At 35.1% G+C, this 20,545-nt stretch carries 23 protein-coding genes and 1 pseudogene; 9 read left to right on the forward strand and 15 right to left on the reverse strand.

The window, feature by feature from the left end; genetic code table 11:
- Window positions 1–238: 238 nt before the first annotated feature.
- From C9J31_RS15510 to C9J31_RS15540, 7 genes are all read right to left on the reverse strand, one after another.
- Complete coding sequence (locus C9J31_RS15510; RefSeq protein WP_193767092.1) at window positions 239–400, reverse strand: hypothetical protein; 162 nt, start codon at window positions 398–400, stop codon at window positions 239–241.
- Between the two features lie 19 nt (window positions 401–419).
- Window positions 420–965: a hypothetical protein gene (locus tag C9J31_RS15515; RefSeq protein ID WP_107950288.1), complete on the reverse strand. Its 546-nt coding sequence runs from the start codon at window positions 963–965 to the stop codon at window positions 420–422.
- A gap of 16 nt (window positions 966–981) precedes the next feature.
- On the reverse strand, window positions 982–1,374 hold the full coding sequence (locus tag C9J31_RS15520) for a hypothetical protein (protein WP_193767091.1): 393 nt from the start codon (window positions 1,372–1,374) through the stop codon (window positions 982–984).
- Window positions 1,375–1,404: 30 nt separating this feature from the next.
- Entirely contained in the window at window positions 1,405–2,274 is an 870-nt protein-coding gene (locus C9J31_RS23755; protein ID WP_238602127.1) for a hypothetical protein, read from the reverse strand.
- 52 nt (window positions 2,275–2,326) lie between these two features.
- The gene (locus C9J31_RS15530; protein WP_107950290.1) at window positions 2,327–2,722 is read right to left on the reverse strand and encodes a hypothetical protein; all 396 of its coding nucleotides are present in this window, start codon (window positions 2,720–2,722) and stop codon (window positions 2,327–2,329) included.
- Window positions 2,723–2,782: 60 nt separating this feature from the next.
- A complete protein-coding gene (locus C9J31_RS15535; protein WP_107950292.1) occupies window positions 2,783–3,052 on the reverse strand; it encodes a hypothetical protein in 270 nt (89 codons plus the stop codon).
- A gap of 129 nt (window positions 3,053–3,181) precedes the next feature.
- On the reverse strand, window positions 3,182–3,361 hold the full coding sequence (locus tag C9J31_RS15540; protein ID WP_107950294.1) for a helix-turn-helix domain-containing protein: 180 nt from the start codon (window positions 3,359–3,361) through the stop codon (window positions 3,182–3,184).
- 183 nt (window positions 3,362–3,544) lie between these two features.
- On the opposite strand from C9J31_RS15540, the gene C9J31_RS15545 reads away from it, so the two are divergent.
- Together C9J31_RS15545 and C9J31_RS15550 are read left to right on the forward strand one after the other, a co-directional pair.
- Entirely contained in the window at window positions 3,545–4,405 is an 861-nt protein-coding gene (locus C9J31_RS15545) for a helix-turn-helix domain-containing protein (RefSeq protein WP_107950296.1), read from the forward strand.
- 59 nt (window positions 4,406–4,464) lie between these two features.
- Window positions 4,465–5,685, forward strand: a complete 1,221-nt coding sequence (locus tag C9J31_RS15550) for a site-specific integrase (RefSeq protein WP_476638794.1) — start codon at window positions 4,465–4,467, stop codon at window positions 5,683–5,685.
- Between the two features lie 44 nt (window positions 5,686–5,729).
- Here C9J31_RS15550 and deoC read toward each other — a convergent pair whose 3' ends face one another.
- The 5 genes from deoC to C9J31_RS15570 all read right to left on the reverse strand — a co-directional run bounded on the left by deoC (window position 5,730) and on the right by C9J31_RS15570 (window position 9,471).
- Window positions 5,730–6,380, reverse strand: a complete 651-nt coding sequence (gene deoC, locus C9J31_RS15555) for a deoxyribose-phosphate aldolase (RefSeq protein ID WP_420798423.1) — start codon at window positions 6,378–6,380, stop codon at window positions 5,730–5,732.
- A 218-nt stretch (window positions 6,381–6,598) separates the two neighbouring features.
- The gene (mtaB, locus tag C9J31_RS15560) at window positions 6,599–7,948 is read right to left on the reverse strand and encodes a tRNA (N(6)-L-threonylcarbamoyladenosine(37)-C(2))-methylthiotransferase MtaB (protein ID WP_107950301.1); all 1,350 of its coding nucleotides are present in this window, start codon (window positions 7,946–7,948) and stop codon (window positions 6,599–6,601) included.
- Window positions 7,949–8,309: 361 nt separating this feature from the next.
- Window positions 8,310–8,579: a hypothetical protein gene (locus C9J31_RS23760; protein ID WP_238602126.1), complete on the reverse strand. Its 270-nt coding sequence runs from the start codon at window positions 8,577–8,579 to the stop codon at window positions 8,310–8,312.
- Between the two features lie 74 nt (window positions 8,580–8,653).
- Window positions 8,654–8,833 (reverse strand): hypothetical protein, encoded by a 180-nt coding sequence (locus C9J31_RS23765; protein WP_238602125.1) that lies wholly within the window; start codon window positions 8,831–8,833, stop codon window positions 8,654–8,656.
- A 347-nt stretch (window positions 8,834–9,180) separates the two neighbouring features.
- Window positions 9,181–9,471 carry a hypothetical protein gene (locus tag C9J31_RS15570; protein ID WP_107950303.1) on the reverse strand — a complete coding sequence of 97 codons (291 nt, stop codon included), beginning with the start codon at window positions 9,469–9,471 and terminating at the stop codon, window positions 9,181–9,183.
- 1,234 nt (window positions 9,472–10,705) lie between these two features.
- On the opposite strand from C9J31_RS15570, the gene C9J31_RS15575 reads away from it, so the two are divergent.
- A complete protein-coding gene (locus C9J31_RS15575; protein WP_107951746.1) occupies window positions 10,706–11,941 on the forward strand; it encodes an IS110 family RNA-guided transposase in 1,236 nt (411 codons plus the stop codon).
- A gap of 353 nt (window positions 11,942–12,294) precedes the next feature.
- Here the strand turns inward: C9J31_RS15575 and C9J31_RS15580 are convergent, their stop codons facing one another.
- Window positions 12,295–13,329, reverse strand: a complete 1,035-nt coding sequence (locus tag C9J31_RS15580; protein ID WP_107951715.1) for a beta-propeller fold lactonase family protein — start codon at window positions 13,327–13,329, stop codon at window positions 12,295–12,297.
- Window positions 13,330–13,797: 468 nt separating this feature from the next.
- Between C9J31_RS15580 and C9J31_RS15585 the strand changes: the two genes are divergently transcribed.
- From C9J31_RS15585 to C9J31_RS15605, 5 genes and pseudogenes are all read left to right on the forward strand, one after another.
- Window positions 13,798–14,424 (forward strand): hypothetical protein, encoded by a 627-nt coding sequence (locus C9J31_RS15585; protein WP_238602241.1) that lies wholly within the window; start codon window positions 13,798–13,800, stop codon window positions 14,422–14,424.
- Window positions 14,425–14,455: 31 nt separating this feature from the next.
- Window positions 14,456–14,740 (forward strand): annotated as a pseudogene (locus C9J31_RS15590) (IS3 family transposase); the annotation flags it as partial.
- 286 nt (window positions 14,741–15,026) lie between these two features.
- Window positions 15,027–15,230: a transposase gene (locus tag C9J31_RS15595; protein WP_107951713.1), complete on the forward strand. Its 204-nt coding sequence runs from the start codon at window positions 15,027–15,029 to the stop codon at window positions 15,228–15,230.
- 95 nt (window positions 15,231–15,325) lie between these two features.
- Window positions 15,326–15,622 carry an IS3 family transposase gene (locus C9J31_RS15600; protein WP_193767240.1) on the forward strand — a complete coding sequence of 99 codons (297 nt, stop codon included), beginning with the start codon at window positions 15,326–15,328 and terminating at the stop codon, window positions 15,620–15,622.
- Window positions 15,595–16,056 carry an IS3 family transposase gene (locus C9J31_RS15605; protein WP_107951711.1) on the forward strand — a complete coding sequence of 154 codons (462 nt, stop codon included), beginning with the start codon at window positions 15,595–15,597 and terminating at the stop codon, window positions 16,054–16,056. Before C9J31_RS15600 ends, C9J31_RS15605 begins: the two co-directional genes overlap by 28 nt.
- 199 nt (window positions 16,057–16,255) lie before the next feature.
- Here the strand turns inward: C9J31_RS15605 and C9J31_RS15610 are convergent, their stop codons facing one another.
- Window positions 16,256–16,654, reverse strand: coding sequence for a hypothetical protein (locus C9J31_RS15610; protein ID WP_107951710.1), 399 nt, complete (start codon window positions 16,652–16,654; stop codon window positions 16,256–16,258).
- A gap of 925 nt (window positions 16,655–17,579) precedes the next feature.
- Here C9J31_RS15610 and C9J31_RS15615 point away from each other — a divergent pair.
- Window positions 17,580–18,125, forward strand: coding sequence for a hypothetical protein (locus C9J31_RS15615; RefSeq protein WP_107951709.1), 546 nt, complete (start codon window positions 17,580–17,582; stop codon window positions 18,123–18,125).
- Window positions 18,126–18,342: 217 nt separating this feature from the next.
- Here the strand turns inward: C9J31_RS15615 and ltrA are convergent, their stop codons facing one another.
- Window positions 18,343–20,112, reverse strand: coding sequence for a group II intron reverse transcriptase/maturase (gene ltrA, locus C9J31_RS15620; protein ID WP_107951743.1), 1,770 nt, complete (start codon window positions 20,110–20,112; stop codon window positions 18,343–18,345).
- Window positions 20,113–20,545: the final 433 nt, after the last annotated feature.

Consider the following 20,545-nt stretch of genomic DNA (forward strand, 5'->3'; position numbering starts at 1 on the left):
CAAAGCATTAGATGTAGAAATTTTCTCAAAGTTGTAATTTTGAGCTCCCACAAACGAAAGCGAAAGTGAATTTTTCGGAATAAAAATAGACCACTTTTGGGGCTCGCAAGCCCCGCATGCAACAAGAGTCCTAGAAGAACCTACGCAAACTGGCCGGACTTCTAATTGAAATCAAATGCCACACCCCCTAATAAAGAAAAGCCCAATAACATACACATCACTGTGCAGTTACTGGACTTTATGAGTCTCTATGTTTATCTTTGTAACGATTGATCGCTTTACAGCCAGATCGTGTGCATTGTACTTCTAAATCACAATGGATAAGTGCAGCACCAGCTTCATATTCACGCGAAGCTTTTAATAATAGCTTTCCGCATTTTGTGCAACGTAGCTCTTTCATAAAATCACCTCATTATCTTTTAAGTATTAAGAGAATGACGAGTGTGTTCCTCTTTCATTTTTTCATCACGCCAATAACGTTCACCAATTAATGTTAGATTGTTTATGACAGCTTTCCTTAAGGTTTCATAATCTACCTTCTGAGACTGCTCAAAATAGCGTATAAACAACTTTCTATCTTCCGCACTAATTAGTTCACATATCTCTCTAAAACGCTTGTATTGAAGCCTAATACGTTCTAGCCGTTTCTTGTAAGATGCCTTCTCGTCAATAATCATAAATGCTAGAATATCCGACCTACTCGAAATAGATTGATCGTTATCATACATAGACACGCCATAACTAAATTCGTACAGCTGAGCAAAGTGTGCTGCTTGTCTTTTCTCCAAATAGTTTGCTAGTTTGTAAGCTTGGGCATCCATCCACAATGAATACATATACTTCCTTACTTTTTGTTCTAGTTCTGAAACAAAAGTATCTGAATCACTTTCAATTGCATAAGGTGTGTCAGCTGTAATAAGTGCTAATTGTTCACCGAAATCTTCTGAAATTGTGGTTTGGTTCATGCAGCACACCCTCCTTTCAACTAAACCTAACCGGATAGTTTGTTTGAATTAAATAGTCAATTTCCACACCTGTATCAAGATTTAAATACAATGAAATCTTTATCATGGCTGCATCTCTAATCTTTGTATATGTCATTGCACTTATTGGTGGATCAAACTTTAAATTGTAGACGTGATAATCTGTCAAGTATTCACTATTAGCTGACAAATACCTTGCTTCAATTAGAAAGCGTTCCGGTGTCGGTAATCTCTCAATAGCTCGTTCAATCATTTGTTGAAAGGCAACATTATCATTATCTGGATCAGTAAATTTAGAAATTCGATATCGTGCCAATTCTTTTACAACAGCTTTACGAATTTTCACTTTCTCTGCTCTAGTTAAGTGTTTTAATAGTTCCATTGGTATCATCCTCGCTTCTTACTTTTGACAACCTATATTTCAATCACTCCAATCAAAGTCATTTGGATCATTCCCGTCTTGTATCCAGCGTTGGAACTCTATTTCTTTATCTCTAGGATCATATTGCGGTTTTTGTTTTGGTTGAGAAGGTTTTTTATCTGCATTCATTTTGATAGCTAGCTCCATAAATCTCTCACGAAGCTTTTTGGCTGATAGTACATTAGTTTTCCAAAATGAATCTTGTGTTACCCAATCCATTACTTGTTTCGCTTGATGTTTATCTACTCCATCAAGCTCGATTAATTTACGCATATCATCAGCCCAGGTTTGCATATTGGACTTTTTAATCAAATGAGATATTCCAGCTTCATTTGCAACTGCTGAAACTTTTTCATGAAAGTACATTGCCATTTTGAAATAGGTGTTATCCTCGTCATATTTTTTTTGACGAGTAGTATTTATATCTTTTATATCTTTTATATCTTTATTACATCCCTCAAATCTGAGGGTTCTCTCCACCAAATTTGAGGGTTCTCTCTCCAAATCTGAGGGTTCTCTACTTTTAGAACCGTCATTTTTGAGGGTTCTATTTTTATAGAACTTCTTTGAGTTTTTCACTTTAAAAATATTTCCATAGGGTGTTCGCTTTGTGGTTATATATCCGTGTTTTTTTAAAGTTGAAATATTCCGTTCAACTTTCGCCAGACTGTAACCTAACGATTCGGACATTTCAATATTTTTAACAGGCCTACCGCCAAGAACAATGCCGATAGTTTCATCATTCTCGACGACTTCTTTTGTAACTTTAGATATTAACCATAAAAACTCCCATAAAGCAGAACCAATTTTTTCGACATGTTCTGGCTCGAGTAGACCCGTAAAAACTGGAAAAAAGAAATTATCGGACATCGTCACACCACCTTGTCAATGCCTATGTTGCTTAAACAGTGCAGATGCTCTTTTATTCATCATCGTCTAATTCAAGCACCAAAAATGCTTGTGTAGCTTCCTCATGAGTTATGAGCCCTTGCTTAAGGGCAAACATTACTTTATTTATTTTTAGGCTTTTTTCCGTTAAAGCTGCTCTTTTGTTTCCTTGAGGGTCTAGCTTCACCCTAACTTGTGCACCTTCATAAATTGACGAACCGTGATTCCACACCTGACTTGAATCGCGTTCAATTGTGTTTAATATATCTTTAATAGTAATCGCCTTGTATTGGTCATCCTCTTTTACTTCGATAAGATCACCTTCTACTAAATCCATGTACGAAAAACGGCCATTTACTTTGTGCACTAAGGAAACAATATCAATGCCAAAATGCACAGTTATACGTCCAATTAAATATTCTTCATTCATCTTTCTCACCACCTTTTTTATGACTTATTCCTATAACACACGCCGCCAAGCTGTGTATTTTCACCATTCACTTGTAATTTCGCTTATTACTTCAAAAGCCTGTCTCGCCGGCCACCAGCGTTTACGATTTTTCTTAACCTCAATGGCTCGCATACGTACATCACATACAAGCTCACTTTCTAAAAATCGTGGTGACATATTCGTTAGTTCTGCCATTTTGTTTAAATCAATCCACCACAATACTTCTCTTATTTCTTCATCAAGCCGTTTCTCTATGTATTGTCGAATGGCTTGTTTATCGAAGTTAACCTCAATGTTTGCTGGAATCATAAACATTCCACCTCCTATCTATCAGTTTTTTATCCTCATCCTTTAATTAAATAGACCCCCTATGGTTTACTGCCTTTTAAAAGAGCAATAAAAATAAAAAGCAATTAAGCTATATGGCTTGACCTATATTTATTTAGACAAAGATTTTGACTCTTGTTGTGTTATCCAGTCATCAAGCGTTGTTTTTCGAAACATAATCTTATTGCCAATACGGTAATGAGGAACTTCGTTTCCTCGAACCATCTCACGTAACTTGTACTCTGATGATCCAATGTAAGGAGCTGCCTCTTTTACAGTCATTTTATCCATTCGATTTCACCACCTCGCATTTATGTTGATACATCAAATTTTTATGTTGATACATCAAATATTAGCGTAACTATCGTTGTTGCGTCAACATTTATTTGTTTCAATTTTGTTATTCGTTATTATTTGTTGCTATATCAACATTAAATGTTTATGATATTGTCAAAGAGGAGAGGTGTACTAATCATGGATTTAATTCAATTTGGTTCTTATATAAAAGAATTACGTAAAAAAAAGGGGCTAACACTCGCTTCGTTATCTGCATTATCAGGAGTTTCTCATCCTTATCTATCTCAAATAGAAAACGGAAAACTAAAAAACTTCCCGTCACCAGAGATTCTAATAAAAATTTCTGAACCTTTAGATGTTCGATATGAAAAACTTTTGAAAGCTGCTGGACATTTAGACAATGAGGCTTTACACGATTACTATGAACATGATGTAAAACTACATGAGATGACAACAAAAGTTCTAAAAGCACTTTCAACAAATGGGTATTTTTTTGAAGATGTTCAAATAAAGATATTCAAAATATTTTTAGGAAATATGAGTTTTGAACCAGGTCTTGAAGATTTTGATAAGTTCTATCTCGAATACTTAAGATATAAAGAAGAGGAAGAACCGGACTATATAGACGTAGAATTGGAAGAAGCATTCATAAAATTTTATAACTACAATACGGTGCTTAAAACACTCACTGTTGAACTCAATTCAAAGGCGTTTGATTGGAGAGAAGAAGTATTAGGTAAACTCACAGAATTGGCTTTGGAGCGAATAAACCCATCATCCGAATCAATTGAAACATCAAATAAAGAACTTTCGTTTTTTTTAGAACAACCCAATATCCTATATAAAACTCATAGATTATCCAAACAGCAGATTAAACTTCTTGAATCTTTTTTAGATACATTAATTATGGATTCGCTAAAATCAAAGAAAATAGCACTAACATTGTTTGCCCAAGGAAACAGCGTTGAAGAAATATCAAAAATAATAAATGAATCACCAGAAACCATTCAAGAATGGACAATTAAAGAAAATAAATAATACCCACCTACTCACCTATTCCTGTACACACGCCGCCAAGCATGAAAGGAATGGACAAGGTGAAATTATATAAATCAACAAAAGAACCTGAAATATATCACTATTTCAATGCGAATAAAGAAAAATTGTGGATGTTTCGACATAAATACTATGATGCTACCGGAAAACGGAAAGAGAAAAAGAAAAGTGGTTTTATAACAGAAAAAGCAGCATTAAAAGCCCTACTAGAAGTGAAGGCTTCAACGCTGCGTGGTGAAACAAAACATATAGAAAATGAAAATTTAACTATTGGTGATTATGTAAATCTATGGTTTGAGAAGAATTGCAAAAAGAAAAAATGGAGCGATAATTCAGTTCTCATTCGTGAGAAAGCTATACGTCTCCACTTTAAGCCTCTGCTGGGACGCTATAAGCTTCAAAGCCTTAATGATGTTATGTATCAAGAAAACTTTATAGACGTGCTAGCTAAACAGTACAAGCCTAGTACAGTACATCAAGCCCACAATGTCTTTAAAACAATTATTAATGCTGCTATTAAAGAAAGAATCTTGCTCCACAATCCTCTTGTTGACATTGTACTACCTGCTAATACTAAAAGGGATGAGACCGGTAAGAAACAAGAAAATTATCTCACTCCTGCTGAATTAGTGACGTTTTTGAATGATGCTAAAAAAAATGAAAACATCACAAATTACACTTTTTTACTCGTAATTGCATATACAGGGATGCGTTGCGGCGAAGCATGTGGATTACAGTGGAAAAATATTAATTTTAAAGAGAATACAATAACAATTGAACGTTCCAGGGATTATGGTGGCACACATACGCCTAAAACACTTAACAGTTATAGAACCATTCTAGTGGAAGAGGCTGTTATGAAGCAATTAGAAACCTATAAAAAATGGTGTAAGCAAAAATTGTTGTCATATGGTCAAAAACTGAAGGATGAAGATGAATACGAGAATGATGATACATTTGTTTTTATCTCACATTTATCAGGAGATCCTATCACACCAAACAACACAGCTAAAATCATGTATAAGATTATTCAAAGAACCAGGCTTCCAAAAATAACTTTACATGGTTTAAGACACACGCATTGTACAATTTTATTGAATCGTGGGCTGAATGTGAAGGTCATAGCAGAACGTTTAGGAAACACTCCTAAAATGATTTACGAAATATATGGTCATGTTCTTAAGGAAATGGAAGAGGCATCAGTAGTAGCATTTAGTCAAAGTTTAAAAGAAATTGGGGCTAAAAGTGGGGCTAGTTCGTGAAGAACAGCCCCGTATCCATTACTATATAAGGATTATCATTACTATTAATAATTAGAATCTGCAATTAATCCATTCATAATAGCGACACCTGAACTTGCACCGATTCGTGTTGCCCCTGCATCAATCATGCTTTGCATATCTTCCAAGCTACGTACACCGCCAGATGCCTTAACACCTAGTTCTGGACCAACTGTTTTACGCATTAATGCAATATCTTCTGCTGTTGCTCCACCTGTTGAAAAGCCTGTCGACGTTTTTACGTAATCAGCCCCAGCCGCAACTGCAAGCTCACATGCTTTTACTTTTTCCTCATCTGTAAGTAAACATGCTTCAATAATAACTTTAACGATAGCACTACCCTTTGCAGCTTCTACCACCGCAGCAATATCCGCTTGTACAAGGTCAAAGTTTTGATCCTTCAGCGCGCCAATATTGATGACCGTGTCCACTTCTTTTGCACCATTTGCAATGGCATCCTTTGCCTCAAAAGCTTTTACAGCAGGTGTATTAGCGCCGAGAGGGAAGCCTATTACTGTACATACTAAGACATTTGAGTCTTGTAATAGCTCACTACTATATTTTACCCAAGTCGGATTTACACAAACAGATGCAAAACCAAATTGTTTCGCCTCCGCACAGAGTTTTTCAATTTGAGCCTTTGTTGCCTCAGCTTTTAATAAGGTATGATCAATCATACTTGCATAATTTATTTTCAATGTATAACACTCCTTCTATCTTAGTTGTACGTACCTCTCTGAAATGATACCATTTTTTCACGTCGCCGTCTAATTTCTTACTATTTAGTGGTTGTCGGCTATTAATTATAAATCTACATACTATATGCAAAAAATGGATTTCAATATCAAAAAAAAGGATTGTCCTATTGTTTAAAGATAGGCAATCCTTTGTCTTTTTATTTTACAGTTTCCAATACACGTACAAACTGCCCTTTGGAATGAGGGTAGCCCGCTTGTATAATTTTCACCTTCACTAGCTGACCAATAAGGCTTTCAGGGCCTTCAAAAACTACTTTTAAATAATTATCTGTATAACCCGTTAATAGACCTTCTGCGTCGCTACCATCATGTACATATTCTTCTGGAATTACTTCTAACACTTCACTTTCGAAGCGTGAAGCATATTCTTTTGCGAGTTGATCGTTTAATGCGATTAAGCGGTGAACACGGTCATTTTTAATGTCCTCATCGATTTGGTCCTCCATTCGTGCAGCTGGAGTACCTGTTCGTGGTGAGAATGGAAAGACATGTAGTTCAGAGAATTTATGGTCGCGAATAAAGTTATATGTTTCCATAAATTCTTGCTCTGTCTCACCTGGGAATCCAACAATTACGTCAGAAGTAACTGCTAAATCTGGCAGTGCTTCGTGTAATTTTGTTAAACGTTCACCGAAAAATTCCATTGTATATTTACGACGCATACGTTTCAATACAGTATCTGAGCCCGATTGAATCGGAATGTGTAAATGATTAACAACAATATTTGACTCACGTAACACATCAATCACTTCATCTGTTAACTGACTTGCTTCAATTGAAGAAATACGTAAGCGTTTTAACCCTTTAACATTTATCTCTAAGTCACGCAGCAATTGTGCAAGGTTGTAGTCTTTTAAATCTTGACCATAGCCCCCTGTATGAATTCCTGTTAGTACAATTTCAAGATAACCAGCATCTACTAATTGCTGAGCCTGATGAAGTACCTCTTGAGGATCTCTAGATCGCATTAAGCCACGTGCCCATGGAATAATACAAAAAGTGCAGAAGTTGTTACAACCTTCTTGGATTTTTAGTGATGCTCGTGTGCGGTCAGTAAACGCAGGTACGTCTAATTCTTCGTACACACGATTTTTCATGATGTTACGTACTGCATTAATCGGTTGGCGTTCATCGCGATATTGTTCAATATAGCCAAGCATTTTCGTGCGGTCCTGTGTTCCTACAACAATATCTACGCCAGGAATCGCCATAATTTCCGCAGGAGACGTTTGGGCATAACAACCTGTAACACAAATAACTGCATCTGGGTTTTGGCGAATTGCTCGACGAATCACTTGACGCGATTTTTTATCACCCGTATTTGTTACTGTACATGTATTAATGACATAAACGTCAGCTTGACGATCAAACTCAGTTCGTTCATAACCATCATCTTTAAATAACTGCCAAATTGCCTCTGTTTCGTAGTGATTTACTTTACAACCTAACGTATTCAGAGCTACGGTTTTCGTACGCCCTTTGCTCATAATTATTTCATCCTTTCAATTTCACATTACACTTTGTAACTTAACATTTTATTTATTGATCCGTTATTTTAGATACGTGATTTATGATAACATAAACCTTTTAAAATCAGTACTTTTAAGTTTTTTGTGAAACGATTCACTAATAATTAAAATTAACAGATAACTAATTACTTTTGTTATGTACGTCTAAATCTCATTTCCCTAAAATGGAAGAATAGCAGAGCAGGGACATTTAGGGAAAAATTATTTTTTAATGCTTTAGCGAATGTATCTCTTTATACGTTAACAATTAAAATAAAGTTGTTTAAAATGGCAATGAAGATTTATGCTCATTTTAAACAACTTTATTTTAAAAACCATATTAAATTGAATTTGCAATTTCAACTAATATTTCAGGTGTTGCAGAGTTGGCTACTTTTTTATGAATTCCGACCATATACTGCAAATTGTTTTTTTCAAAGACAAAAAAACTAAACAATTGGTGTTCAATATAAATCCCTTTGTTCCCATCTTGAAGTGTATACTTCTCACCTTCAAATTCCAATTTATTTTTTAATGAGCGAATATCAATTTTAAATATATTTTCCCTGATATCTTTATTAACAAACCTTATTTCTAAGCTATCATTCATATTATATTTATCATCCTCAGCAAATTTCCCGAAATTATGCGTAAAAGGAATAGAAGGCAAAATTGTCGGTAGCTTTACTTCACAATTAAAATGATTTCGAATTCTTTAACCGCTTCTTCTACGGATTTATATCCACCCTCAGTGAATTTTTCCTCAAAAGTAGGCAGTTGAGAATTTGCATACACATCTTCAAAAGTGAAAAACATAATAATAATACTGAAAATAGATAACATATATTTAACCTTTTCAAACATTTGTAATTCACCCCATTTAAGGAAATTTTATTCTCTTATTATTGTCCAAATTATTTTTATGCATACGATATTTCTTAAGCGGCAAAAAAGTTAGATTTTAAAAAAATCACCCTTAAAACTTTTATTCAAAAGTTTCATCGTAAAAATGAAATATTTTGCGAGTCTAAATAAAACATACAATGTAAATACTTAATTTTGTATTACCAATCGTTATGAAGTTCCCTGTCGAACTCTCACAAGTCTCCCTCAAAGGCATAGCGATTGGTCCTTTTTAATTTATGTAATAACCTATAGACTAAAACAATATTTGTTCAGGTCTATAGAAAAAGAATTGAACTTATAACTTATTATTTTGATGAATTACCAGTTAAATTATTAGTTACAGCTTGTAATGGTTGAGTCATTTGTTGTGAAAATTGATTTGTTTGTTGTTGGGGTTGTTTCGTCTGTTGAGAAGATTGGTTCATCTGTTGTAACGGCTGAGTCATTTGTTGTAATGGTTGCATCATTTGTTGTGCATTTTGTAGATTTAATTTGTTCGAAATATTTTTTGTGAACTGTTGAAGAGTACCATTTTGCAATCCTCTAGCTACACCAAAAATAGCAGCTCCAATCGCACCCCATGTAAGAAATTTCACTTATGAAAACCTCCTTCCTAAGATTTTTGAAACAGGTTTAGTATTGGAAATCAAGCTAATACTATACTGCACATTATTTGGATTATTATTTTGTATCTTGAGTTATTACATATCTCTTTTTAAACTAAATAATTGTATAGATTAAACTTATTGAGTGAATACTAAACCGTAAGGGGGAATCGCTATGAGTACATCTGTTTGACTAAAACCGTTTTTTCATCAGAAACCCCTCACTCTTAGCGATTACCATTCTAACCAATTATCTAAATTACCTGGTCTACTACAAACATAAATTCTATCCTTACATTAAATCTAAATTGCTATGCATATTAAAGAAGGTGTACTGACAGTTGCTAGTACATTAAGAGCCGTATTTGTAGGGGCATATAGTAGGGCTGTTGAGCGTTTAGATAAGAAGTCGATAATTCATCATCTATAGAAGAAACACCGTCTAAGGAACGCCCAGTGCCTTTTTATAACTGGTTAGAGGAACGTGATAGTTAAAGCTTTGGCACAAAAATTATTCGTCGGATAGGAACTATTCTAACAACGGTTATCTAAATGTTGAATATTACATTTTCTAAATTAATTTTTATATAACTCTAAGTATTTATGCTAGAAAAAACATCTCTCCAATAGTCAGCTTTATACATTGGACATGGAATTGGATGAAAAAAGGAATAGTTTTTAAAATTAAGGTCTACGGAACTCTAAATACTTCTAAAAGCGTTGATTTTACTGCGTTTTAGCTTTTCTATATTTCATTATACTACATCTAAAAGTAATCTAAATTAGATTTTTTCATTAAGTTGGTCGCTTTTTGGTCGCCCAAAGTCGCCTGTTTTTTTCTAAGGCTGCCCCTAAAAAGGCGGTCTTTCTTCTATATACAATTACTCTCTTAAAGACAAAAAAATAACCACCCATCACGGAGTGGTCTTAATTTACATTTTTTAAGTAAGAAAGGCTTCTTCAACTAAAGCCCCGCTTCGTATTATAAGGTCAGCCAGAGTAATCTGGTTGACTATTTTTTATTCAATTTATAGATTGATAGTAGCCGGGGTCGAACGGAAGCACCCGTGGGACTAGATCCCGACAACTAAACTGTTCGCCCTCTACTTGTTAACACATGATTAGGCTGGTTGGGACATTACGATCTCGTATAACAAGCGAAGATATGAATAACAAGCTAGATAGAGGTTACCGGTCAATACACTACCTTAGGAGGAGATAAACTATGAATCCAGTAGTTGGTCTGGATGTCGCAAAAGGTGAAAGTCAGGTTCAAATGTTCTTGGATAAAAAAATGCCCTATAAAAGCAGCGTGAAAGTTGATCATACGGTGGATGGATTGGAAGAGTTACACTCTTATTTATTAGATTTAGAGCGTCAAACAGGAATGAAGCCACCTGTTGTTTTGGAATCAACAGGTCACTATCATGCCCCAGTTGTACAGTTTTTAGAAGCAAGAGAATACATTGTCATTATCGTAAATCCACTGGTATCTTACCGAGCAAAAAGTTCTAGCTTGCGAAAAACCAAAACAGATGCCATTGATGCTTATCACTTAGGCGAACTGTATTACAAAGAGGATTTAGCGCCTCAGAAAAAGCGTGGTGTACAGTTATTAAACCTTCGGCATCTAACAAGGCAACATGAAAATATGACGGGAATTATGATTCAAACAAAGCTTCAATTTCAAGCCGTATTAGATCAAATATTCCCTGAGTACAAAGGAGTTTTTGGCGATTTATACGCTGAGATTTCCATAAAAACTTTACAAGCTTACCCTACTTCTGAATCAGTTAAAGAAGCAGGGGTAGAAGAGATCGCACAATTCATTGATACACATTGCAAAGCACGTTCGTTTAATTGGGCGCTTGAAAGATCGGAAAAATTAATCGGAGCTGCAGAACGCAATCCATTTCAATCAACTCTTTATCAAAGTCTTCTAGTCAGTTTGAATATGTATATTGATTTACTTCAAGTGTACCACCAACAACTTTCTACGTTGGAGCGTGAGATTGATGAGTTAGCGGCACAACTTGAAGAATATGAATTACTCCAATCAATTCCCGGTATTGGTGAAAAAATCGCTGCAACGATTATTTCAGAAATCGGAGAAATTGATCGGTTTAATCATCCGAAAAAGTTAGTAGCCTTTGCAGGACTAGATCCCAGTGTGTTTGAATCAGGTCGCTTTAAAGGCACGAAAAATCACATTACTAAACGCGGCTCGGCTATGCTTCGCCACATGCTTTATACAGCTGTTCGTTGTTCTATTCGAGATAGTCGGAAAAAGAAAACAACACCTGAAACTATCGCACGAAATAAGCGATTACGAGCCTTCTACGATTTAAAACGTGAGGAAGGAAAGCCATATAAAGTAGCCATTATTGCTTGTGCAAATAAGCTTTTACATTGGATTTATGCGATTTTAAAAACGAAAACACCATTCCAAGAAACCATGTAGTGACAGCATTTTCAAATACAACAAAAACCTTCCAAATCGAATTCGGAGGGTTATTTGGGTTGCGCTTTTTAGTATAGCATGAAGTGTTTTTTAATTTAAAAGATTTTTATTGACAATCTATTAGCTGGTTTAGTTGAAGAAGAAATAGTTTTAATTAGTTATTTCTTCTATTGGATTGTTCTAACATCATCGTTTTGTTTTATCGGTTTTTCCTCTAAAAAATCTAGAACCATGTCTTTAAAAAAGTCACATTTCCTTATACTCAAAGGATTAAAAGCTTTTCTGAATAATTTAATTGGAGTGTAAATGTGTTATTTTCTTCAAACGCAAAGAATTGAACAAGTAAACTCGCCTTACGGATTGACACCTACTGAAAATGGACGAGCTCCGACTGAAATCGTAGTAATCACCGTGTTAGTTACGCCATTAATTACTGAAACTGTATTATCATTCTGGTTTGTAACATAAATTATATTAGTTAATGGATTAACTCCTATACCATTTGGATTATCTCCAACTGGAATGGTAGCAAACACAGTATTTGTTAATCCACTAATTGCGGAAACATTATCACTATCACGATTTGGTACGTAAATATTATTCGTAGCTATATTAACTGCCACTTCACCTGGAGTAGTCCCGACAGGAACAGTAGCAATCACTGTATTGGTTGTTCCATCAATTACGGAAACAGTGTTACTAGTGAAATTTGATATATAAATACGATTAGTATTTGGATTGACCCCTATTCTGAACGGATTCACTCCGACTGGAATCTGAGTTATCACGGCATTAGTAAACCCATCAATTACTGAAACGATATCAAAATTAAAATTTGCTACATAAATTCGGTTGGTTAAAGGATTGACACCTACTCCAGTTGGAAGTGACAAACCTCCGACAGGAATAATGGTAGCAACTACTGTATTGGTTGCTCCATCAATCACGGAAACTGTACTATCATTAAAATTTGCTACATATATGGTATTTGTAGCGGTATTGACCGCGACCGCACTTGCTCCATCCCCAGCAGGAACAGTAGTAATCAATGTATTAGTTTTACCATCAATTACTGAAACATCATCACTATTCAAATTCCCCACATAAATTCGGTTGGTTAAAGGATTGACACCTACCCCTGCTGGATTGACTCCAACTGGAATGGTAGCAACTACTGTATTGGTTGCTCCATCAATTACAGAAACTGTATTTTCATTAAAATTTGCTACATAAATATGATTTACTGATAATAGCACCTTAGATTCGATAGCCTTGATTGGTCCTATGTGTACTCTAGGTAGTCTGCAAACTTTACTGCAAGAGCAAACATCTATATTACATTTACAACATTTACGACATCTACGATTATAGTAGTTATAAAAATTCAATTTCTCACCTCCAACTGTATTATTCTATTCTAATAGTTGTTGTTGGGACGGGCTTCCACCTATTTGACTAACATAGATTAATCGCAAATTGTATAATTAAGCGAGACGCTCATGATACCTCAATTCACAACTCAATTTTCCCACCTAAAACAGCATGACTTGTAATGATAATAGGAACATGAAAAAACATATAAGAAAACCGCCCATGATGAGTGGTCTTTTCTTTATCTCCACTCACATATCTATTCAAAAAGAAGTTAACGCAAAAACCATAAAAAATTGCGTTAAGAAATCACCACTCCAACCAATTCCCTAACGATGGTTCAACATGCACTATTGATTGTGGAAGGCCATCACGTTCTTTTAACCAGTTATAGAACTCCACCAAATAAATAACAATCCATTGAGTTAATAACCCTCCCCCACTTACTTTCTTCCACATAGCATAAGATGAAAGGAGGGAAAATTGTGTGCATAAATAATGGAAGTTGTAATTGTTTATCACCACAAATAGAATGTGAAAATTTTGGACCCTTTGTGGCAAAAAATATAAACTGTATAAACTTTGAAATTGAAAGTGGCGAAGAAAACGACAGCGGTTCAATAATCCCTTTTTCCTCGGGAAGTTCAACATCTGTAGTTACTATAGGGCCTGCCTTTGGATTAACGGCTAGTCTTATAGGATTCGGTACTGCTATTAATGGTGTGCCTATTTTAGACAATACAATAGACTTAACTGGACTTTTAAGCGAAGCTTTCTCAGTTCCACGCAATGGTAATATTACTGCTATTTCCGCAGCATATAATTACTTTTTAAATTTTAACCGAGGAGGGCTTACTACTATAACAGCTCAAATCTATCGTGCTCCTGTAGGAAGTAACATCTTCACTGCTACAAATGCACGTGTTGATTTAGCTCCTCCTGTCGCTGGAGTTCTAGCAGGAATAACTTTTGGTTCAGCAAATATTGAGCCTGTACCAGTATCGGTTGGGGATCGTTTATTAATGGTATTTTACATTTCATCAATAATAAATCCTCCTGCATTGAATATCTCAGTTGAAGGTACTGCAAGTGCGGGTATTAATATTGTATAAAGATTTCCCTCTACTATTAAGACAATAAATTCATTCAGATCAGGGATGGGCCTATCAGATGAAACAATACGCCAATCTACTGAAGCACAATCAAATATTCCAAAGCATGTCTCGAAAAGGAAACTGCTTAGACAATTCGCCAATGGAAAACTTCTTCGGCTTATTAAAACAAGAAATGTATCACGGAGTTATCTATACTAGTTTTGAAGAACTAAAACAAGCAATTAATCAATATATTTACTACTATAATTACAAGCGAATAAAGAGTAAATTTGGATGTAGTCCAGTCACCTATCGTGAAAGATTGGCTGCATAAAAGAAAAACCAGAATGGAGAAAATCATTCTGGTTAAAGTCTATCTTTTGGGGTTCACTACATAAAGCTTTTGGAGAAAAAGGTTTACAACGGAAAACAAACCATGAAGAATATCCTGTTCAATTCAAATTAGATGTATTAAACTTTATGAAACAAACAGGTGCTTCTTACCAAGATACCAGCAATTCGATTTAACATTGAATCAACCTAGTTTAATCGCAACTTGGAACAGTAAGTTTTTAAAAGAAGGAGTAGAAGGCCTGAAACATGCGAAGGGAAGGCCATCTATGTCTAAAAAAACAAAAGCTACATTGACAAAAGCAGAAAAACCAATGTCTCGTGAGGAGCAGTTAGAACGTGAAAATGAACGACTTCGTCTAGAGGTTGCGTATTTAAAAAAGTTGAAGGCTTTTCGAGAGAACCCGGATGCCTTCCTCGAAAAGCACAAGCAGCAATCGCCTTTGAACTCAAAGAAGAAGGGTTCAGATTAAAAGACATCTTTAAACAAGTCGATATTCCAGAAGCAACGTATCACTATCACATCAAGCAAATGAAGAATGAAAATCCAGATCAAGAGTGGAAAACGTTGATTTTAGAGACTTTTGAGCAACATGAAGGGCGATATGGATATCGTCGCATTCATGCGGAATTAAAGGGACAAGGACATAAAATCAATCATAAAAAAGTACAGCGAATTATGAGTGAATTGAATTTAAAATGCGTGAAATTCGTGCGTAAATCTCGCTATAAATCGTATAAAGGTACTGTAGGGAAAGTCGCGAAGAATAGATTAAACCGCCGTTTCCATACAACGTACTTCCTACAAAAACTTGTGACAGACGTAACAGAATTCAAATGTACAAACAACGAAAAACTCTATTAAGTCCGATTATGGATTTATATAACGGTGAAATACTGGGCTTTAGTATGTCTAAACGCCCTACACTTGATTTCGTAATAGACTCATTGAAACAAGCACTCCCAATTATTCAAGAACATGCCCAATACCGTACAACGATTCACTCGGATCAGGGCTGGCACTATCAACATCATTTATGGGTGATAACATTAAAGCGAAACAAGATTTTCCAAAGCATGTCTCGTAAAGCAACCTGTGCAGACAATGCGACCATGGAGAACTTCTTTGGCTTACTCAAACAAGAAATGTATTACGGAGAAGAATTAATCTCCTATGAAGCATTAAAGAAGAAAATAGAGAAGTATATCGATTACTTTAATAACAATCGAATAAAACAAAAATTGGCCGGCATGAGCCCGGTAAAATACCGAACTCATGCCAGCCGATTAGCTGCATAAATAAAACTCTAACTTTAAGGGGTCACTACCCAATTTAGTAGTCTCCTATGCTTGTTTCCAGAATACACGTACAAGTGAACGTGCTTATTATTGTAAGGAAATTTTGTGTACTCATTTCCGTACGCTTTTTGATATTACTATCATATAATGGTTTTCCAATAGTTTCAGCCTCTACTTAGTAAGGTACTATTTTAATACCTTACTTTGATGAAACTTTTTGAGCATACTCCATCATACGCATGATGTTTGCGTGCTTAATCTTGATGTAATTTGTACTGTAATTTGATTCATTTGCAATTGTTTCAAGTGTCTTGCCTTCCACATGCTTACGATAAAGGATTTTATATTCAAGCCCATTAAATGTACAAATGAGCTTCTTTAAATCATGTAGGTCGTTAATTTTATGAGCCATTTCATATTCGATTGCTTCTATTTTTTCTTCTACATTCGCCCCGAGTGACTTGGCTTCTAACTTATACTTACCTAAGTCTTTTACGTTCTCCCAGCGGTTTAATTCACGTTTGGTTTTACTAAGATTAAAATCAAGGTATGCTATTTCTTCCTCAAGCTTGCGATAATCCTTCAACCATTCGTACATGTGTGGGCCACTCCCCTATGTGACCCTTGTTTACCGTAGTGTTTAATAACGCCGCAGTTTTTTACTTTATAAATCTATTTCAAAGGCAATGAACTATACAAACCTAGTTATCCATTCATATAAATAGTAGTGTTAAGCTAATTTCGCTTAACTTGGCACCTTCGGATTTGTTGGTTTGGGTCACTTTCCTACGAGTGACCCTTTAATAATTGTTTAGTAATCCCATTTGTCTCTTAGAAATTCTTTTCATACAGTTGGAATGGTATTAAACCCCATTACATATATTAGTTTCGGGATAGCTGCTTTTGCATCGCCCCATACTGTAATTGCTTTTTGCTATCCCACCATTCCAAATCTTTCGATTGATCTTCAAAATGTTCAGTAATTAAATTCATTTTCGAACAATTTCTAGTCAATGAAATGTTCATTTAACCCCAATGACCGTTACGTTTTATCGTTACACACTGTTTTGAGTATAAATAAACTAAAATCTGGACAAAATGAGATTGTCTATAGTGTTCTCACACTACCTCAAGGCTGCAGAGATTTCCCCACTGCAGCTTTTTTAATTTAAAATGGAGTAACGCCTAACTTAATCTCTATTTAGTACATATAATGAAAGTGACCTGTCGAAATGTTTTCCGTTACTCCTATTACTCCTTGAGAATCTATACTCCTAATGTTTCTTGATTATAACAATCTTAACATTTGATCACTTTCTGAAACGGAAGTGATCCTTTTTTTACAAAAACCTCAAAATGTGCAGTAACTTCACATTTATATAAATTAATTTTAATCATGTAAACCAACTTCCTTTTAAATAAAAAATCAATAATGAACTTTTTAAATTATTAGTTGATAGTTAGCCTATTGCCCTTTACTCCATATTTCATTCGAATAAAATACTACAAATGGAGGTGAAAAAATGGATAACTGTAGTAACTGTAATAAACGTTCCTGTTTATGTGGAAGCCAAATAGGACCATTCACAGCCGTTGATCTCTGTGGAATTACTGGCGCTATTCCCCCTGCAACACCAACAGCATGTAGTGGTCTTTGCGAATATGGATATATATATAATCTAGGTCCTGAAACTGTAGCTGTAGAAGCAGATATTATTTTTGATTCAACAGGTATAGTTACTCCGGGAATTACGCATGCTCCAGGAACCTCTCAAATTTTTGTTACTAGACCAGGAATCTACGAGGTTACTTTCAGCGTATCAGGTGTTGAACCTAACCAATTCACATTATTTTTAAATGGTGTACCGATTCCAGAAACAGTCTATGGTTCAGGGGCTGGTACTCAACAAAATACTGGCCAGGCAATAATTGCTATACCATCCGGCGGTATACTTACACTTAGAAATCATTCCTCCGCTGCAGCAGTAATCCTTCAAACTTTGGCAGGAGGCACACAAACTAACGTAAATGCTTCTATTATCCTTAAAATGTTAAGTCCAATTGTCTAGAGATATAAAGACTCTCTTTGTTTCAAAACTTCAAAAAAATAGATTTCGTAGTTAGGAGTGATTAACCTTTTGCGCAGGAATTACTCCTTTTTTCTTTTCATATTTATGCACGCTTCCTTTATAGCAATAGGTAAGATTTTGAAGTTATCTCCATCTTTTCCCCTGCTCCACACCCAACGTGCAGCTTTCACCGCATTAGGCGTTCCATCTTATCCTTTTAGACTAAAGCAACTAAATTACATTTCTTACGAAATTGGTTTAATTTCTCCAATTGTTTACCATCCAATCGGAGAAGGCTCTTATATCGTTCAATCGTCTCTGTTTCTGTAGCGTGGATTAATTTGTGAACATTTCTATGCACTATTACGAGGTTCTTGAATTCATCAGTACCACCCATATGTCGAGGGATTCTGTGATGACAATGAACTTCTTCAGCCACTAAGAATTCTCCTGTTATCGCACATTTACCTGATTGCATAGAGTATCTTGAAATTCGATTATCTACATATTCAAGATTATCGCTATAAGGAATTCTTTTTAGTAGTTTATTTATTTCAATAGCTACGTCACTTTTTAACTGTTTATGTAGCTGTAATCTTCCTTCTTTTGTATAGTTGCATAAGTCTTGACTAAAATTTCTACTGTTCACAGTTTTTATATCCGCTAAAGGGAAAAGGTGTATTCCCTCTATTTCAAATGTCTTATAATTATTTTTGTTAAACCTTTTATATGTTCCTGAGGGTTTAATTGGTATTCCATATTTCCCAATAGATTTGAGTCGATTGTATAAGGTTCGAGAAAGCCGATAGGCTATTTCAGAGAAGTCAGTATTCACATGCGTTGCTATCTTGTAGTAGTTTTTTATTCCAAGAACATATGCGTTATAATTCATAGCCATTTTAGCTGTTGGATTTTTTCGGATTTCATGAATTAACTTTCTGGCTTTTTGCAGAATTGTTTTCACTTTATCATCCATAACGTGTGTATTGGCTACATATCGCTTTCCTTTTTTGATTACTTTGAGTGAGAATCCAAGAAATTCGGATGCTCTTCTCCGTAAGTTGGTGATCTTTGATTTTTCATTGGAAATGTCAAGATGTAAGTAATTCTTGAGATAACCTTTAACTGCATGATAGATTTTGGTAGCATTTTTATGGGATGTTGTGAATATCTTAAAGTCATCTGCATACCTCACGATATACATTTCCTTTAAGGTCGTAGTTCTTTTTATCATGTAAACTTTATTTTTTCTTTCTTTATAATTGGAATTGGTTTTCATATTTTCCCATTGATTGCTTATCCACCAATCTAAATCGTTCAATACAACATTGGATAGAAGAGGTGAGAGAATCCCTCCTTGCGGAGTTCCTTTTGTTGGGATTCCTATACCTTTTATAGGGGCTTTTAGCATTTTTGATACTACACTTAATACCCTTTTGTCACAAATTCCTATACTGTACATTTGTTTTAACAGTTTTGAGTGACTGACATTATCAAAGAAACCTTTTATATCTATGTCTACTACATGTTGATTTAATGCAATATTAGCAAGGAATTGACATCTCCCCATTGCATGATGAGTTGACCTATTTGGTCTAAAGCCATACGAATGGTTGTAAAATCTAGCTTCACAGATTGGCTCTAGTATTTGTTTAAACATTTGTTGTATAAGTCTATCTCTCATGGTCGGAATCCCTAGTGGTCTGGTTTTCCCATTTGGTTTTGGTATTTCTACTCTTCTGACCGTTTGAGGTTTGTAGTTCTTTAATGTTGTTCTTATTTCGTCCACAAATGTTTCAACATCTTCTATTTTATATTGCTCTATGGTGATACCATCTGTACCAGCTGTTTTTGAACCTGTGTTAGCCTTAATATTCCGATAAGCTAGTAGAATATTATTTTTAGATATAATATGTTCGTATAAATTTAAACCTTTGGTTGCATTATTCTTACTTCTTTCGTAAAAGTCATCAAATATACTTTGCATATCATAATATTCTGCATGTCGTAGTTTGTACTCACCGATGGTGTGTTGCCCCTTTCATAAGAAAAGTCCCATCATCTTACTCGACCTTGTGAGTTTCATTTAGTTGATTTAGTTTTCAAAGAACAAGACTTGGGGCTATCCCTCCACGGTCATTACTCGCTTCATTGGTACTGTGCCCCTACTTTCACAAGGATAAAGAAATTTCGGCATATGCCTTATGTCCACCATCCCGATAATAGTCGTTAAATGGATGTTCCTTGCTTACAACGTTCCGATTAACCTAGCTTTCCATATATCCTTAGGTCTTGCTATAAGCCTGTTAAACTATATTCTCCTTGTCGAATATCCCGAAGTTCATATTCAGTAATCTTACTTTTCGGTGTTTAACTCTGAATAAATCAGACTATGTTTTTCAATCATAGTTATTGTCTAG

The sequence above is a fragment of the Lysinibacillus parviboronicapiens genome (genome assembly GCF_003049605.2).
GTDB classification, from domain to species: Bacteria; Bacillota; Bacilli; order Bacillales_A; family Planococcaceae; genus Lysinibacillus; species Lysinibacillus parviboronicapiens.

What these genes read in the sequence shown, in the direction of transcription:
- C9J31_RS15615 (WP_107951709.1), top strand. Translation starts at nt 17,580, where the DNA reads ATGGATAACTGTAGTAACTGTAATAAACGTTCCTGTTTATGTGGAAGC.
- C9J31_RS15540 (WP_107950294.1), bottom strand. Translation starts at nt 3,361, where the DNA reads ATGGATAAAATGACTGTAAAAGAGGCAGCTCCTTACATTGGATCATCA.
- C9J31_RS15605 (WP_107951711.1), top strand. Translation starts at nt 15,595, where the DNA reads ATGTACAAACAACGAAAAACTCTATTAAGTCCGATTATGGATTTATAT.
- C9J31_RS15510 (WP_193767092.1), bottom strand. Translation starts at nt 400, where the DNA reads ATGAAAGAGCTACGTTGCACAAAATGCGGAAAGCTATTATTAAAAGCT.
- ltrA (WP_107951743.1), bottom strand. Translation starts at nt 20,112, where the DNA reads ATGCAAAGTATATTTGATGACTTTTACGAAAGAAGTAAGAATAATGCA.
- C9J31_RS15610 (WP_107951710.1), bottom strand. Translation starts at nt 16,654, where the DNA reads ATGTACGAATGGTTGAAGGATTATCGCAAGCTTGAGGAAGAAATAGCA.
- C9J31_RS15535 (WP_107950292.1), bottom strand. Translation starts at nt 3,052, where the DNA reads ATGATTCCAGCAAACATTGAGGTTAACTTCGATAAACAAGCCATTCGA.
- deoC (WP_420798423.1), bottom strand. Translation starts at nt 6,380, where the DNA reads ATGATTGATCATACCTTATTAAAAGCTGAGGCAACAAAGGCTCAAATT.
- C9J31_RS15520 (WP_193767091.1), bottom strand. Translation starts at nt 1,374, where the DNA reads ATGATACCAATGGAACTATTAAAACACTTAACTAGAGCAGAGAAAGTG.
- C9J31_RS15595 (WP_107951713.1), top strand. Translation starts at nt 15,027, where the DNA reads ATGTCTAAAAAAACAAAAGCTACATTGACAAAAGCAGAAAAACCAATG.
- C9J31_RS23760 (WP_238602126.1), bottom strand. Translation starts at nt 8,579, where the DNA reads ATGAATGATAGCTTAGAAATAAGGTTTGTTAATAAAGATATCAGGGAA.
- C9J31_RS23755 (WP_238602127.1), bottom strand. Translation starts at nt 2,274, where the DNA reads ATGTCCGATAATTTCTTTTTTCCAGTTTTTACGGGTCTACTCGAGCCA.
- C9J31_RS15575 (WP_107951746.1), top strand. Translation starts at nt 10,706, where the DNA reads ATGAATCCAGTAGTTGGTCTGGATGTCGCAAAAGGTGAAAGTCAGGTT.
- C9J31_RS15515 (WP_107950288.1), bottom strand. Translation starts at nt 965, where the DNA reads ATGAACCAAACCACAATTTCAGAAGATTTCGGTGAACAATTAGCACTT.
- C9J31_RS15545 (WP_107950296.1), top strand. Translation starts at nt 3,545, where the DNA reads ATGGATTTAATTCAATTTGGTTCTTATATAAAAGAATTACGTAAAAAA.
- C9J31_RS15530 (WP_107950290.1), bottom strand. Translation starts at nt 2,722, where the DNA reads ATGAATGAAGAATATTTAATTGGACGTATAACTGTGCATTTTGGCATT.
- mtaB (WP_107950301.1), bottom strand. Translation starts at nt 7,948, where the DNA reads ATGAGCAAAGGGCGTACGAAAACCGTAGCTCTGAATACGTTAGGTTGT.
- C9J31_RS23765 (WP_238602125.1), bottom strand. Translation starts at nt 8,833, where the DNA reads ATGTTTGAAAAGGTTAAATATATGTTATCTATTTTCAGTATTATTATT.